Annotated in this window: 12 protein-coding genes; 4 read left to right on the top strand and 8 right to left on the bottom strand. The window is 66.4% G+C overall.

Annotation, left to right across the window (positions count from 1 at the left end; genetic code table 11):
* Window positions 1-119: 119 nt before the first annotated feature.
* From sucD to LPW26_RS13720, 6 genes are all read right to left on the bottom strand, one after another.
* A complete protein-coding gene (gene sucD, locus LPW26_RS13695; protein ID WP_238735935.1) occupies window positions 120-1,004 on the bottom strand; it encodes a succinate--CoA ligase subunit alpha in 885 nt (294 codons plus the stop codon).
* Between the two features lie 59 nt (window positions 1,005-1,063).
* Window positions 1,064-2,260, bottom strand: coding sequence for an ADP-forming succinate--CoA ligase subunit beta (sucC, locus tag LPW26_RS13700; RefSeq protein WP_238735936.1), 1,197 nt, complete (start codon window positions 2,258-2,260; stop codon window positions 1,064-1,066).
* An 83-nt stretch (window positions 2,261-2,343) separates the two neighbouring features.
* On the bottom strand, window positions 2,344-3,312 hold the full coding sequence (gene mdh, locus LPW26_RS13705) for a malate dehydrogenase (RefSeq protein WP_238735937.1): 969 nt from the start codon (window positions 3,310-3,312) through the stop codon (window positions 2,344-2,346).
* Window positions 3,313-3,442: 130 nt separating this feature from the next.
* Complete coding sequence (gene zapE / locus LPW26_RS13710) at window positions 3,443-4,621, bottom strand: cell division protein ZapE (RefSeq protein ID WP_238735938.1); 1,179 nt, start codon at window positions 4,619-4,621, stop codon at window positions 3,443-3,445.
* 57 nt (window positions 4,622-4,678) lie between these two features.
* On the bottom strand, window positions 4,679-5,245 hold the full coding sequence (thpR, locus tag LPW26_RS13715; RefSeq protein WP_238735939.1) for an RNA 2',3'-cyclic phosphodiesterase: 567 nt from the start codon (window positions 5,243-5,245) through the stop codon (window positions 4,679-4,681).
* Window positions 5,246-5,436: 191 nt separating this feature from the next.
* Window positions 5,437-6,045 (bottom strand): arylesterase, encoded by a 609-nt coding sequence (locus tag LPW26_RS13720; protein WP_238736041.1) that lies wholly within the window; start codon window positions 6,043-6,045, stop codon window positions 5,437-5,439.
* Between the two features lie 85 nt (window positions 6,046-6,130).
* Between LPW26_RS13720 and LPW26_RS13725 the strand changes: the two genes are divergently transcribed.
* The 4 genes from LPW26_RS13725 (at window position 6,131) to LPW26_RS13740 (ending at window position 11,556) form a co-directional block, all read left to right on the top strand.
* On the top strand, window positions 6,131-6,874 hold the full coding sequence (locus tag LPW26_RS13725; protein WP_238735940.1) for an ABC transporter ATP-binding protein: 744 nt from the start codon (window positions 6,131-6,133) through the stop codon (window positions 6,872-6,874).
* A gap of 145 nt (window positions 6,875-7,019) precedes the next feature.
* Entirely contained in the window at window positions 7,020-9,590 is a 2,571-nt protein-coding gene (locus tag LPW26_RS13730) for an ABC transporter permease (RefSeq protein WP_238735941.1), read from the top strand.
* A gap of 325 nt (window positions 9,591-9,915) precedes the next feature.
* Window positions 9,916-10,707 (top strand): Bax inhibitor-1/YccA family protein, encoded by a 792-nt coding sequence (locus LPW26_RS13735; protein WP_238735942.1) that lies wholly within the window; start codon window positions 9,916-9,918, stop codon window positions 10,705-10,707.
* A gap of 309 nt (window positions 10,708-11,016) precedes the next feature.
* Window positions 11,017-11,556 carry a GNAT family N-acetyltransferase gene (locus tag LPW26_RS13740; protein ID WP_238735943.1) on the top strand — a complete coding sequence of 180 codons (540 nt, stop codon included), beginning with the start codon at window positions 11,017-11,019 and terminating at the stop codon, window positions 11,554-11,556.
* Window positions 11,557-11,753: 197 nt separating this feature from the next.
* Here LPW26_RS13740 and LPW26_RS13745 read toward each other — a convergent pair whose 3' ends face one another.
* Entirely contained in the window at window positions 11,754-12,122 is a 369-nt protein-coding gene (locus LPW26_RS13745) for a DUF2794 domain-containing protein (RefSeq protein ID WP_238735944.1), read from the bottom strand.
* Between the two features lie 387 nt (window positions 12,123-12,509).
* Window positions 12,510-13,265: a DUF1223 domain-containing protein gene (locus LPW26_RS13750; RefSeq protein WP_238735945.1), complete on the bottom strand. Its 756-nt coding sequence runs from the start codon at window positions 13,263-13,265 to the stop codon at window positions 12,510-12,512.
* Between the last annotated feature and the right edge of the window lie 110 nt (window positions 13,266-13,375).

Raw genomic sequence — 13,375 nt, forward strand, 5'->3', positions numbered from 1 at the left:
CTGATTACATTTATCGCGTCGGACACGCGATAAGCTGATCCGGTTACCGGATCAGCAACATAGTGCACCTTTTACCGAATTTCCTGGAAATGTAAGCTCGGAACTACACAAGGGTTGAATTAGGACTTCAACTTTTCGGCAAGCGTTTTGCCGAGCCGCGCCGGCGAGGGCGAAACGGTGATGCCGGCCGCTTCCATGGCGGCGGTTTTCGACGCGGCGTCGCCCTTGCCACCCGAAATGATCGCACCCGCATGACCCATACGCCGACCTGGAGGGGCGGTGACGCCGGCGATGAAGCCGACGGTGGGCTTGCTGCGGCCGCGCTTGGCCTCGTCGATCAGGAACTGGGCGGCCTCTTCTTCGGCCGAGCCGCCGATTTCACCGATCATGATGATCGAGGTGGTTTTGTCGTCGGCCAGGAACATCTCCAGCACGTCGATGAACTCGGTGCCCTTGACCGGGTCGCCGCCGATGCCGACCGCGGTGGTCTGGCCGAGGCCTTCGCTGGTGGTCTGGAACACGGCCTCATAGGTCAGCGTGCCGGAGCGCGACACGATGCCGACCGAGCCCGGCTTGAAGATGTTGGCCGGCATGATGCCGATCTTGCAGGCGCCGGCGGTCATCACGCCCGGGCAGTTCGGCCCGATCAGCCGCGACTTGGAACCGGCCAGCGAGCGCTTCACCCGCACCATGTCGAGCACCGGGATGCCCTCGGTGATGCAGACGATCAGCGGGATCTCGGCGTCGATCGCCTCGCAGATCGCATCCGCGGCGCCCGGCGGCGGCACGTAGATCACCGAGGCATCGGCGCCGGTCTTCTGCTTGGCTTCGGCCACGGTGTCGAACACCGGCAGGCCGAGATGCGTCGCGCCGCCTTTGCCCGGCGAGGTGCCGCCGACCATCTTGGTCCCGTAGGCGATCGCCGCCTCGGAATGGAAGGTGCCGTTCTTGCCGGTGAAGCCCTGGCAAATGACTTTGGTGTTGCTGTCGATCAGGATGGACATAGGAGAATTGCTTTCGCGGTCGAACGGGTTGGTCGGAAGCGAGCAGGGCCGGGGCGGCCTCAGGCTCCCTTGACGGCGTTGACGATCTTCTGCGCGGCGTCGTCGAGATTGTCGGCGGGCAGCACGTTGAGGCCGGAGTGCTTGATGATCTTCTTGCCCTCTTCGACATTGGTGCCTTCGAGGCGGACCACCAGCGGCACCGAGAGGCCGACTTCTTTGACGGCCGCGACCACGCCCTCGGCGATCACGTCGCACTTCATGATGCCGCCGAAGATGTTGATCAGGATGCCCTTCACGTTCGGATCGGCGGTGATGATCTTGAACGCCGCCGTCACCTTCTCCTTGTTGGCGCCGCCACCGACGTCGAGGAAGTTGGCGGGCGACATGCCGTACAGCTTGATGATGTCCATCGTGGCCATCGCCAGGCCGGCGCCGTTGACCATGCAGCCGATGGTGCCGTCGAGCGTGACGTAGTTGAGGTCGTATTTCGACGCTTCGATTTCCTTGGCGTCTTCCTCGCTCTCGTCGCGCAGCTTCTGGATGTCGGCGTGGCGGTACAGCGCATTGCCGTCGAACGACATCTTGGCGTCGAGGCACTTCAGATCGCCCTGCTTGGTCAGCACCAGCGGGTTGATCTCGAGCATATCCATGTCCTTGGCGACGAACGCCGCATACAGCTTGGCCACCAGCGCTTCCGCCTGCTTGGCCTGCTCGCCCTTCAGGTTGAGCGCCTTGGCGACGGCGCGGCCGTGATGACCCATGATGCCGGTGGCCGGATCGACCGTGAACGACAGGATCTTCTCGGGGGTGTCGTGGGCGACGTCCTCGATCGACATGCCGCCTTCAGTCGAGACCACGAACGAGATCCGCGAGGTGGCGCGATCGACCAGCAGCGACAGATAGAACTCCTTGTCGATCTCGGAGCCTTCCTCGAGGTACAGCCGGTTGACCTGCTTGCCGTCGGGGCCGGTCTGCACCGTCACCAGCGTGGCATGCAGCATCTGCTGGGCGAACTCCTTGACCTCGTCGACCGACTTGGCGAGACGGACGCCGCCCTTGTCGCCGGCGGAGGCTTCCTTGAACTTGCCCTTGCCGCGACCGCCGGCATGGATCTGGCTCTTCACCACCCAGACCGGGCCGCCGAGCTGCTTGGCGGCTGCTTCGGCCTCGGATGCCTTGAAGATCGGGTAGCCGTGCGACACCGGAACGCCGAATTCGCGCAGCACCGCTTTGGCCTGGTATTCGTGAATATTCATCGATTGCCCCTCGCCAGATCGCATCCAGCCGGTTGAGTTGCGGCGCGCTCCCTGGCGGAGCGCGCCACGGTCAGTTCAGGTCGTTAGTGCCCCAGCAGATCGGGGGCGATCTTCTTGCAGGCGTCGACCAGGCCCTGCACGGCGCCGACCGACTTGTCGAACGCTTCGCGGTCCTTGCCGGCGAGCTCGATCTCGACGATGCGCTCGACGCCCTTGGAGCCGATCACCACCGGCACGCCGACATACATGTCCTTGACGCCGTATTCGCCGTTGAGGTGAGCCGCGACCGGCAGCACCCGCTTCTTGTCCTTCAGATAGCTCTCGGCCATCTGGATCGCCGAGGCGGCGGGCGCGTAGAACGCCGAGCCGGTCTTCAGCAGGTTGACGATCTCGGCGCCGCCGTTGCGGGTGCGATCGACGATCTCATCGAGGCGCGCCTGCGAGGTCCAGCCCATCTTCACCAGGTCGGGCAGCGGAATGCCGGCGACCGTCGAGTACTTCACCAGCGGCACCATGGTGTCGCCGTGGCCGCCGAGCACGAAGGCGGTGACGTCTTCGACCGAGACGTTGAACTCATCGGCCAGGAAGTAACGGAAGCGCGCCGAGTCCAGAACGCCGGCCATGCCGACGACCTTCTTGGCCGGCATGCCGGAGGCCTTCTGCAGCGCCCACACCATCGCGTCGAGCGGGTTGGTAATGCAGATGACGAACGCGTCGGGGGCGTACTTCTTGATGCCGGCGCCGACCTGCTCCATCACCTTGAGGTTGATGCTGAGCAGATCGTCACGGCTCATGCCCGGCTTGCGCGGCACGCCGGCGGTGACGATCACCACGCTCGCACCTTCGATCGCCTCATACGAGTTGGCGCCGGTCAGATTGGAGTCGAAGCCGTCGACCGGGGAGGATTCCGCGATGTCGAGCGCCTTGCCCTGCGGCACGCCTTCGGCGATGTCGAACATCACCACGTCGCCGAGCTCTTTCAGCCCGATCAAGTGAGCCAGCGTTCCGCCGATCTGACCAGAGCCGATCAAAGCAATCTTGTTACGCGCCATGGGGAAACAGTCCTTTGAGCCCGAAGGTGGGAGGGGTGGGAAATCCGCTTGGGTGGTTATCCCTTTCGTCGGAAGCGTTCAAGTCGGGCCGGGTTCATTTCTTGGCCGGCCGCCCTGACAAAGGCGCTCCTCATGTCTCGACAAGACCGGTGGTCGCGCCGGTGGCGGCAGAGTCACTGCGCCCGTGCGGCAGCGCCAGATATGATTCCGAGCCCATTTCGATCAGCCGGGAGACGGTGCGATTGAACGCCATCGCTTCGTAGCCATCGGTGGCGCGGTACAGATCAGCCGGCTCCGCCGCGGCCGAGGCCATCAACTTGACAGCGTTATCGTAAAGCGTGTCGACCAGTGTGATGAACCGTTTGGCGGCATTGCGGTCGGCGTAGTCCATCACTGGAACGTGGTCGATGATCAGCGTGTGGTACTCGTGCGCCAGTCGCAGATAATCCGACGCGCCGAGCGGCTTCTCGCACAGACCGGCGAATGCAAAGCGCGCGACGTGATTGTGCGACCTCGGGATGTGTAGCAGCCGCCCCTTGATCGAAATGTCGCGCGGCGCACCGTGCGCGTTGCCGGTAATCCGGTTCCAGGCGCGATCGAGCGCGGCCGTCGCCTCGCCGTCGTCCGGCGTCAGCCAGACCTTCATGCCGGCGAATTTCTCCAGCCGGTAGTCGGTGCGCGCGTCGAGCCGGATCACCTGCATGTGCTGCTTGACCTGGCCGATGAACGGCACGAACAGCGCGCGGTTCAGGCCGCCTTTATAGAGGTCGTCGGGCGCCACGTTGGAGGTCGCCACCACCACGGTGCCGAGTTCGAACAGCTTGCCGAACAGCCGCGACAGGATCATGGCGTCGGCGATGTCCGTGACATGGAACTCGTCGAAGCACAGCAGCCACGCTTCTTCGAAAATCGACCCGGCGGTCAGGCCTATCACGTCGCCGTCGGGGATCTCGCCGCGCTTGATGTTCTGCCGGAACGCGTTGATGCGCTCGTGCGCCTCAGCCATGAACTCGTGAAAATGCGCCCGGCGCTTGTGCACCACCGGGCTGGCCTCGAAGAACAGGTCCATCAGCATGGTCTTGCCGCGGCCGACCTCGCCATGGACATACAGCCCCTGCGGCGGCTCGGATTCGCTGCCGCCGAACAGTCGACCGAAAAAACTCTGCCTTTTCGGGGGCTTATAGCTCGCCAGCAGAATATCGAGGTCGCCAAGGGCCTCGACCGCCCGGGCCTGGGCCGGATCAGCCTCGATGGCGCCGGACGAAACCAGCGACTGATATTGGTGGCGGAATGAGAGCGGAGCGGACATGAACGCTCTTACCGCCCCACCGCGGTGCAAAAAGCAAGAACTGAATGGTGCTGAGAGCTATGCGGTCCGCAGGACCCGGCTCTCCTCGGGGGATTTCAATTCATAAGGCGCCTCGACCACATAGGGCCCCCCGCCGGTCGACGCCCGCGACGAGAACAGCACGAAGCGCTCGGCGCGGAACGCTCGGGTCGGGAAATAGCCGCGGATCGACAGATATTGGGCGACGTCCTGGCAGGACACGTCGCGCAGCCGCGCCAGCGTGACGTGCGGGGTGAATTTGCGGCCCTCCGGATCGAGCCCGACCCGCTGCATCAGCCGCTCCAGCTCCGCTTGCAGCTCGAGCAGCGGCCGGGACGGCACCACCGAAGCCACCACCGCGCGCGGCTTGCGGCCGCCGAAGCTCGACAACCCCTGCAGCTGCACCTCGAACGGCTTGCGGTTCACCCGAAACAGCGTCGAGGCGATCTCGTTGGCGGTGGCGCCGTCGATGTCGCCGATGAAGCGCAGCGTCAGGTGGTAGTTCTCCGGCTCGATCCAGCGGGCGCCCGGCAAGCCGCCGCGCAGCATGGCCAGGGTCTGGGTGATGTCGGTGGGGATCTCCAGTCCAGTGAACAGGCGCGGCATCGGAACTCCCCTTTTTTGGGCCCCGATCGCGGCAGCTGTCCCTGACGTCCGGGACTTTGCACTCCGCAATCGTCCGGCGAATCAACTGACCAATTGTGTAGCCGGTTTGTGTAACAACGCTACCGAGACAACTTCCGGCGGCTGAAAAAGTTGAGGGCAATCCAGCCCTTAGACTGCCGTCTGCCGGTTTTTCAGCGCTTCTGCTCAGCCACCGTTCGGAGGAATGCCTCGACGCTGGGCAAAATGTTCTCGACGACGCGGTCGACGCCGGCGGCGGTCGGATGCAGGCCGTCCGGCTGATTGAGCCCCGACACCGTCGCGACGCCCTCCAGAAAAAACGGGTACAGCGGTACGGAATACTGCTTGGCGAGGTCGGGATAGATCGCGTTGAACTCGCGTGCGTAGTCCGGGCCGTAATTCGGCGGCGCCAGCATGCCGGCGAGCAGCACCGGGATGTTGCGGGCCTTGAGCCGCTTGAGGATTTCCTCCAGCGCCTGCCGCGGCACCTTGGGATCGGTCCCGCGCAGCGCATCGTTGGCGCCGAGTTCCACAATCACCGCATCGGCGTCGGGAGGGATCGACCAGTCGAGCCGCTCGAGCCCGCCACTGGCGGTATCACCCGAGACGCCGGCATTGATCATGGTGGTGGCGATGCCCTTGGCGGCGAGCGCCTTCTGCAGCTTGACCGGGAACGCTGCGTCGGCGGGGAGTCCGTAACCGGCCGTCAGCGAGTCACCCAGCGCCACCACTTTCAGCGGCGGCGTCTCCTGCGCCCCTATCCCAGAGCCCGGCAACGTCATCGACAGCATTCCGATAACCATCGCCCACGCAAACGTGCGGCCGAGCCTCTCGACCGCCACGAAACAATTGCCATATGCAGCAGCCATGGACAGCAGCTTCATCGAACCCTCGTCGCGGCCCGGCCAACAGCCGGACACCATCTCCATTTCGAACGTCAATCTGTCGCTGGGCAGTGGCGCCGCGCGGGTGCACATCCTCAAGGATATCAGCCTGCGCGTCGCCCAGGGCGAAGCGATCGGCCTGATCGGCCCGTCGGGATCGGGCAAATCCACCCTGCTGATGATCATGGCCGGGCTGGAGCGGCCCGACAGCGGTGAGGTGGTAGTCAACGGCACGGCTTTCAATGGCCTCGGCGAGGACGCATTGGCGCGCTTTCGCGGCCGCGAAGTCGGAATCGTGTTTCAGTCCTTTCATCTGATTCCCACCATGACGGCGCTGGAGAATGTCGCGGTGCCGCTCGAACTGGCCGGCGCGGCCGATGCCGCAGCCCGCGCGGCGCGTGAACTTGCCTCGGTCGGGCTCGGCGAGCGGCTGCATCACTATCCGTCGCAGCTGTCAGGCGGCGAGCAGCAGCGCGTCGCTCTGGCGCGGGCGCTGGCACCCGATCCGGCGATCCTGGTGGCCGACGAGCCGACCGGCAATCTCGACGAGGCGACCGGACGGCAGATCGTCGACCTGCTGTTCACCAAACACGCCGAGCGCGGCATGACGCTGGTGCTGGTCACCCACGACACCAGCCTCGCCGAGCGCTGCGACCGCGTGGTCCGGCTGCGCTCCGGACGGATCGACACCACGCAGCCGGGCCGCGCCGCGCGAGCCTCGGCATGAGCGGCCGATCGCGAATGCCTTGCACAGCATTAGCCCCGTCATTGCGAGCGCAGCGAAGCAATCCAGCGCCGCATGCGGGGCGTGGATTGCTTCGTCGCTGCGCTCCTCGCAATGACGGAGAGGCTTTTCGGAAGGTCACGCATCCATGAGCGTCATCGCCGAACCGATCGCGCGGCCTCGTCGCACCGGCCTGCCGTTCCGCTATGCGCTGCGCGAGATGCGCGGCGGCCTGAACGGCTTCTACGTCTTCATCGCCTGCATCGCGCTCGGCGTGATGGCGATCGCCGGCGTCGGCTCGGTCGCCGCCAGCCTCGGCGAGGGCCTGGCCCGTGAGGGCCGCACGCTCCTCGGCGGCGATGTGGCGTTCTCGCTGATCCAGCGCGAGGCGACGCCGCAGGAGCTGGCCTATCTGCGCGGACGCGCCCCTGTGTCGGTCGCCGCGACGATGCGCGGCATGGCCCGAACGCCGGCCGGCGCTTCGGCGCTGGTCGAGATCAAGGCGGTCGACAATCTCTATCCGATGCTCGGCGAACTGAAGCTGGCGCCGCCGATGCCGCTCGGCGATTTGCTGGCCGAACGCGACGGCGCATTCGGCGCGGCCGCCGACGCCGCTTTCCTCGCCCGGCTCGAGCTCAAGATCGGCGACCGCGTCACGATCGGCAGCGCGACGTTCCAGGTCCGCAGCGTGGTCGAGTCAGAGCCCGACAAGCTCGCCGGCAATGTCGGCTTCGGGCCGCGCTTCCTGATCAGCGAGGACGCGCTGCGCGCGACCCATTTGCTGCAGCCCGGCAGCCTGGTGCGCTGGATCTATCGGGTCCGGCTACCGGACAACCGCACCGACGACAAGGCCGCGCAGGACTTCGCCGACGCCACCCGCGCGGCGCTGCCGCAGGCCGGCTGGGAAATCCGCAGCCGCGGCAACGCCTCGCCGCAGCTCGAACGCACCATCACCCGCTTCACGCAATTCCTGACGCTGGTCGGTCTCGCCGCGCTGCTGGTCGGCGGCGTCGGCGTCGCCAACGCGGTGAAGAGCCACATCGACCGCCGCCGCGACGTGATCGCCTCGTTCAAGGCGCTCGGCGCCACCGGGCGCGACGTGTTCGCGATCTATCTGACGCAGGTGCTGGTGCTGGCGACGATCGGCTCGGTGATCGGGCTGGCGCTCGGCGCCGCGCTGCCATTCGCCATCGTCGGCCTGTTCGGCAAGCTGCTGCCGCTGCCGGTGGTGCCGGCGCTGCATTGGGGCGAGCTCGGCCTGTCGCTGGTCTACGGCCTCCTCACCGCCCTGGCGTTCGGTCTGTGGCCGCTGGCGCAGGTCCGCGACGTGCCGGTCGCGACGCTGTTCCGCGAGGCCGCGACCGCCGACGCGCACCGGCCGCGGCTGCGCTACATCATCGGTATCGGCGCCGTGATCGCGCTGCTGCTCGCGGTGGTGATCGGCCTGTCTTACGACAAGCGCGTCGCGATCGCCTTCGTGGTCGCCTCGGTGCTGGTGTTCGGGCTGCTGCGCGGCGTCGCCGCCGGCCTGATGGCGATCGCGCGCCGCCTGCCGCGCTCGCGCAGCACCATGCTGCGGCTGGCGATCGCCAACATCCACCGGCCCGGCGCGCTGACCCCCTCGGTGGTGATGTCGCTCGGCCTCGGCCTAGCCGTGCTGGTGACGATCGCGCAGATCGACGGCAATCTGCGGCGACAGTTCACGGCGGCGCTGCCCGAAAAGGCGCCGGCGTTCTTCTTCATCGACATCCCGTCGAGCGAAGCCGAGCCGTTCGGCGCTTTCCTCAAGCAGATCGCCCCCAAGGCGACGCTCGAGGACGTGCCGATGCTGCGCGGCCGGATCGTCGCCGCCCGCGGCGTCCGCGCCGAGGATCTGCGGCCGTCGCAGGACGCCGAATGGGTGCTGCAGAGCGACCGCGGCCTGACCTATGCGGCCGACCTGCCGGCCGGCTCCAAGGTCGTCGAAGGCCATTGGTGGCCCAAGGACTACAGCGGCAAGCCGCTGGTGTCGTTCGACAAAAAGCTCGCCGACGGGCTCGGCCTGAAGATCGGCGATCCGGTGACCGTCAACGTGCTGGGCCGCGAGATCACCGCCACGATCAGCAATCTGCGCAGCGTCGACTGGCAGAGCCTCGGCATCAATTTCGTGCTGGTTTTCTCGCCCAACACCTTCCGGGGCGCGCCCCACACCCATATCGCGACGCTGACGGAACCCGACAGCACGCCGCAGAGCGACGCCGCGCTGATTAAGCAGGTGGCCGACAAGTTTCCGATGGTGACCAGCGTCCGGGTCAAGGAAGCGCTCGAAACGGTGGGGGGCGTGGTCAGCAATCTGGCGCTGGCGGTGCGCGGCGCCAGTTCGGTGACGCTGATCTCGGCGATCCTGGTGCTCGGCGGCGCGCTCGCAGCCGGCCATCGCCACCGCGTCTACGACGCCGTGATCCTGAAGACGCTCGGCGCCACCCGCGGCCGGCTGATCGGCGCCTTCGCGCTCGAATACATGATGATCGGGCTCGCCACCGCGGTTTTCGGGGTGATCGCCGGCTCCGCCGCCGCGTGGCTCATCGTCACACGCCTGATGTCGCTGAGCTTCGCCTGGCAGGCCGGTTCCGCCGCAGGAGTGGTGGCGGCGGCGCTGGTGGTGACGGTCGGGCTCGGGCTGGTCGGGACGCTGCTGGCGCTCGGCCAGAAGCCAGCAACCGTGCTGCGGAATCTGTGATCGGCCGGCGGACCGGCCGCCGCGCGTCCAGCCTGCGGACGCGGCGGGCGGGCCTGCCCGGCGGGCGAAGACCCCCGCTGTCTCGACCAAAGTCGTGGCCCGGGGCTTGACGCTGATGCTGCGGAGCGACATTCAGCCGCGCATAAACCCTTGCCCCTATTGTGTTAGTTTCCCACATATCGGAATGGGTCGGGCAGCGCGCCGGTGACCAGATGGGTGACCAATTGGTGACCCGAACTTAACGTCCGCCGCGCATCACTGTCCGGATAGTTTTCATCGGTTGTCGCCACCCTTCGCGACGCCGAACCAACTCAGGATCTCGACCATGTCGGACTTGGACCGTAACTACGCCTCCCCCTTCGGCCGGGCCGCCGGTCGCGTCGACAGCGCGACCGTGGATGCCGGTCTGCGCGCCTATATGCTGCGCATCTACAACTACATGACGATCGGCCTGGCCATCACCGGCCTGGCCGCTCTGGGCGTCTATATGGGCGCCGTCACCACCGACAGCACCGCCGCGGCGGCGCGGGTCGGCAACACCATGCTGACCTCGTTCGGCGTGGCGATGTTCGTCAGCCCGCTGAAGTGGGTGTTCATCCTCGCCCCGCTGGCGATGGTGTTCGCCATCTCGTTCGGCATCAACCGGCTGAAGCCGCAGACCGCGCAGATGCTGTTCTGGGCGTTCTCGGCGCTGATGGGTATCTCGCTGTCGTCGATCTTCCTGGTGTACACTCACACTTCCATCGTGCGGGTGTTCTTCATCACTGCCGCCTCGTTCGGTGCGCTGAGCCTCTACGGCTACACCACCAAGCGTGACATGACCGGCATGGGCTCGTTCCTGATGATGGGCCTGATCGGCATCATCATCGCCAGCCTGGTGAACCTGTTCGTCGCTTCGTCGATGCTGCAGTTCATCGTGTCGGTGGTCGGCGTGCTGGTGTTCGCGGGCCTCACCGCCTGGGATACGCAGCGCCTGAAGAACGACTACATCTACGGCTACGCGTCGCAGGGCGGCGAAGTCGCCGAACGTGCGGCGATCACCGGTGCGCTGTCGCTGTACCTGAACTTCATCAACCTGTTCACGCTGCTGCTGCAGCTGCTCGGACAGAAAGAGTAAGCACTTCGTCAGTGCGGACTATCAAAGCCCCGGCCTCGCGCCGGGGCTTTTTTTGTTGGGTGAGGCTTTTAATGGGGGCCCTTCGATGGGCCGACGGCGTTCCCCACCCCCTCCGGTCATCGCCCGGCTTGACCGGGCGACCCAGTATCCCCGAGTGCTCCGATTAACATGGGCGCTCTGGAATACTGGGCCCTCCGCTTTCGCGGAGGGTGACGGCGGGAGATGGGTGACAGTCGGGGATGGAAACGCGGCCATCGGTTGCGTATGACGGCGGCGTTCGAAGCGCCTATCGCTCGCCTCAGGCCCCGCATGTCCGACCTCATCATCCGCCCGACCGTCTCCGCCGACCTCCCCGCCATCACCGCCATCTATGACGAGGCCGTCCGCACCGGCACCGCCACCTTCGAGCTGACGCCGCCCGGCCTCGCCGAGATGACGCGCCGGTTCGAGACGTTGACCGGCGGCGGCTTTCCATATCTGGCGGCGCTGCTGGACGGCGCGGTCTGCGGCTACGCCTATGCGGGCCCGTACCGGCCGCGGCCGGCCTACCGGTTCACCGTCGAGAATTCGGTGTATCTGGCGCCGGCGGCGCAGCGCCGCGGCGTCGGCACGGCGTTGCTGAACGAACTGATTGCGCAATGCGAGGCGCGCGGCTTTCGCCAGATGATCGCGGTGATCGGCGATTCAGCCAACGCCGGTTCGGTCGGCGTCCACCGCAAGACCGGCTTCGAACTGATCGGAGTCCACCGCAATGTCGGCCTCAAATTCGGCCGCTGGCTCGACACCGTGATGATGCAGCGGGCGCTCGGCGATGGCGGCGAGAGCGTGCCGGAGCAGAGCGGAGTTTAGATCGCGGCGTCAGCGCCACTCTCTGCCGTCACCCTCCGCGCAAGCGGAGGGCCCAGTATCCCAGAGCGTCAGTGAGTAACACGAACGCTCTGGGATACTGGGCCGCCCGGTCAAGCCGGGCGGTGACGTCGGTGGTTGGAGCCGACGTCAGTGGTAGGGCCGCGGTTGACGACGAACGCTGGCGGCCCCGAGCGATCTCACACCAGCGCCAGCTTCCGATCGATCACCAGCAGCACGCGGTCGAGTTCGTGGCCGCGGCGGAGGATTTGGCCGCTGGCGCCGATCACGCTGTAGGCGCCCTGTTTGCGGGCCAGCCGCGGATCCTTGACGATGCGATAGATCGGCACCTCGGAGGCGCGGCGATAGACCGAGAACACCGCCTGATCCTTGAGGAAGTCGATGGCGTAGTCGCGCCACTCGCCCTCAGCGACCATGCGGCCGTAGAGGTTGAGGATGCGGTTGAGTTCGAGGCGGTTGAACGTCACGCGCGGCTGCGACGGAGCGATGCCCTGGCGCTCCGCCGCGCGGCTCTCGCTGGGATCGCCCTCCCCGGAATACAAGCTCATTGGCGCCTCCTGTCACTGGGGTGACATGATTGCGCCGACGAGAGTGCGCCGCAAGGGGACCTAAAGCACGAAGCCGCAAGTGGGCCGCAATGGTGCCCGCCGCACCCGGACACCTCACAGCTTCGTTAAGACGAATCTTATTACCGCCCGAATTTCGCCCAGCGATAGCCAACCCGCGCTGCGAAGTTACGATCACTGCGTTGGCTCGGTCCCTTCGGTTTCGGATTCCTCAGCCCCCAGCCCCCCGAGGCGGTCGGGACCGGGCCTGCGCAGCAGCCGAATCCCCCCACTGGACCGACGCAAGTTGGTCCTTTTTGTTTGTGGGATGTCAATTGAAGCCGCCCGGTCGGGCCGCGACCTGTCGCAGCCGGCAGCTTCCGCGCAGCTCTAGTGCAGCGACGTGAACGCCCCGCCGAGCATCGGCCCGGGCCGCTCCCGGCTTCCGTCCTGGACATAGACGGCGGCCGCGTCGACGCCGTCATGGGCGATATTCTCCAGCGGCACCGACCAGCTGCCGGCCGCGCCGGTCCAGTCGCCGACCTTCAGCAGATTGCGCACGACGTTGTGATAGGTGACCTCGCGCCCCCGGTTCTCGCCGCGCGCGATCGCGATCGGCACCGCCTTGGACACCGCGCAGATCCAGACCTCGCCCTGCCGGGCGCCCGCGCCATTCGGCGCCGCCGCCACCGACACCTTGATCTCCTTGCCGCTCACCGCCATCGCCACCGGCACCGTCATGATGCCGGTGCCCTTGTGGGTGGTCTTGATGGCGTCCTCGATGCCGGTGCGATTGCTGCCGACCAGATGCGCCGAGCCGTTGACCACGACCTGCGGGGTGTAGACGTCGCGGTCGCCGCGCATCTGCGAATAGGCTTTCTGGCGCGCGCTGAAGCGGGCGTCCGCCAGCGTATCCTTCCAGCCGAGATAGTCCCAGTAGTCGATCGGCATGCTCAGTGCGATGACGGACGGATCCTTGGCCAGATCGCCGATGATCTTGTCGGCGGGCGGGCAGGACGAGCAGCCCTGCGAGGTGAACAGCTCCACCACCGCACGCGGCTCGGCGGCCGACGCATGCGTCGCCGCGACCAGTGCGCACACACCGAGTGCGCCGGACCATCGCGAAAAGCCAGGAATTCGGATCATCGTCGCCTTTGCCGGGAGCAGGCGACGGCTGTGCGCCGCCGCTCGGGGGTGCCTTGAAAACGAAAAGGCGGCCTTTTGCATAGGCCGCCTTCCGTTCACCTGCCACTCAC

The sequence above is a fragment of the Rhodopseudomonas infernalis genome, assembly GCF_022271405.1.
Lineage (GTDB): Bacteria > Pseudomonadota > Alphaproteobacteria > Rhizobiales > Xanthobacteraceae > Rhodopseudomonas > Rhodopseudomonas infernalis.

What these genes read in the sequence shown, in the direction of transcription:
- sucD (WP_238735935.1), bottom strand. Translation starts at nt 1,004, where the DNA reads ATGTCCATCCTGATCGACAGCAACACCAAAGTCATTTGCCAGGGCTTC.
- sucC (WP_238735936.1), bottom strand. Translation starts at nt 2,260, where the DNA reads ATGAATATTCACGAATACCAGGCCAAAGCGGTGCTGCGCGAATTCGGC.
- mdh (WP_238735937.1), bottom strand. Translation starts at nt 3,312, where the DNA reads ATGGCGCGTAACAAGATTGCTTTGATCGGCTCTGGTCAGATCGGCGGA.
- zapE (WP_238735938.1), bottom strand. Translation starts at nt 4,621, where the DNA reads ATGTCCGCTCCGCTCTCATTCCGCCACCAATATCAGTCGCTGGTTTCG.
- thpR (WP_238735939.1), bottom strand. Translation starts at nt 5,245, where the DNA reads ATGCCGCGCCTGTTCACTGGACTGGAGATCCCCACCGACATCACCCAG.
- LPW26_RS13720 (WP_238736041.1), bottom strand. Translation starts at nt 6,045, where the DNA reads ATGACGTTGCCGGGCTCTGGGATAGGGGCGCAGGAGACGCCGCCGCTG.
- LPW26_RS13725 (WP_238735940.1), top strand. Translation starts at nt 6,131, where the DNA reads ATGGACAGCAGCTTCATCGAACCCTCGTCGCGGCCCGGCCAACAGCCG.
- LPW26_RS13730 (WP_238735941.1), top strand. Translation starts at nt 7,020, where the DNA reads ATGAGCGTCATCGCCGAACCGATCGCGCGGCCTCGTCGCACCGGCCTG.
- LPW26_RS13735 (WP_238735942.1), top strand. Translation starts at nt 9,916, where the DNA reads ATGTCGGACTTGGACCGTAACTACGCCTCCCCCTTCGGCCGGGCCGCC.
- LPW26_RS13740 (WP_238735943.1), top strand. Translation starts at nt 11,017, where the DNA reads ATGTCCGACCTCATCATCCGCCCGACCGTCTCCGCCGACCTCCCCGCC.
- LPW26_RS13745 (WP_238735944.1), bottom strand. Translation starts at nt 12,122, where the DNA reads ATGAGCTTGTATTCCGGGGAGGGCGATCCCAGCGAGAGCCGCGCGGCG.
- LPW26_RS13750 (WP_238735945.1), bottom strand. Translation starts at nt 13,265, where the DNA reads ATGATCCGAATTCCTGGCTTTTCGCGATGGTCCGGCGCACTCGGTGTG.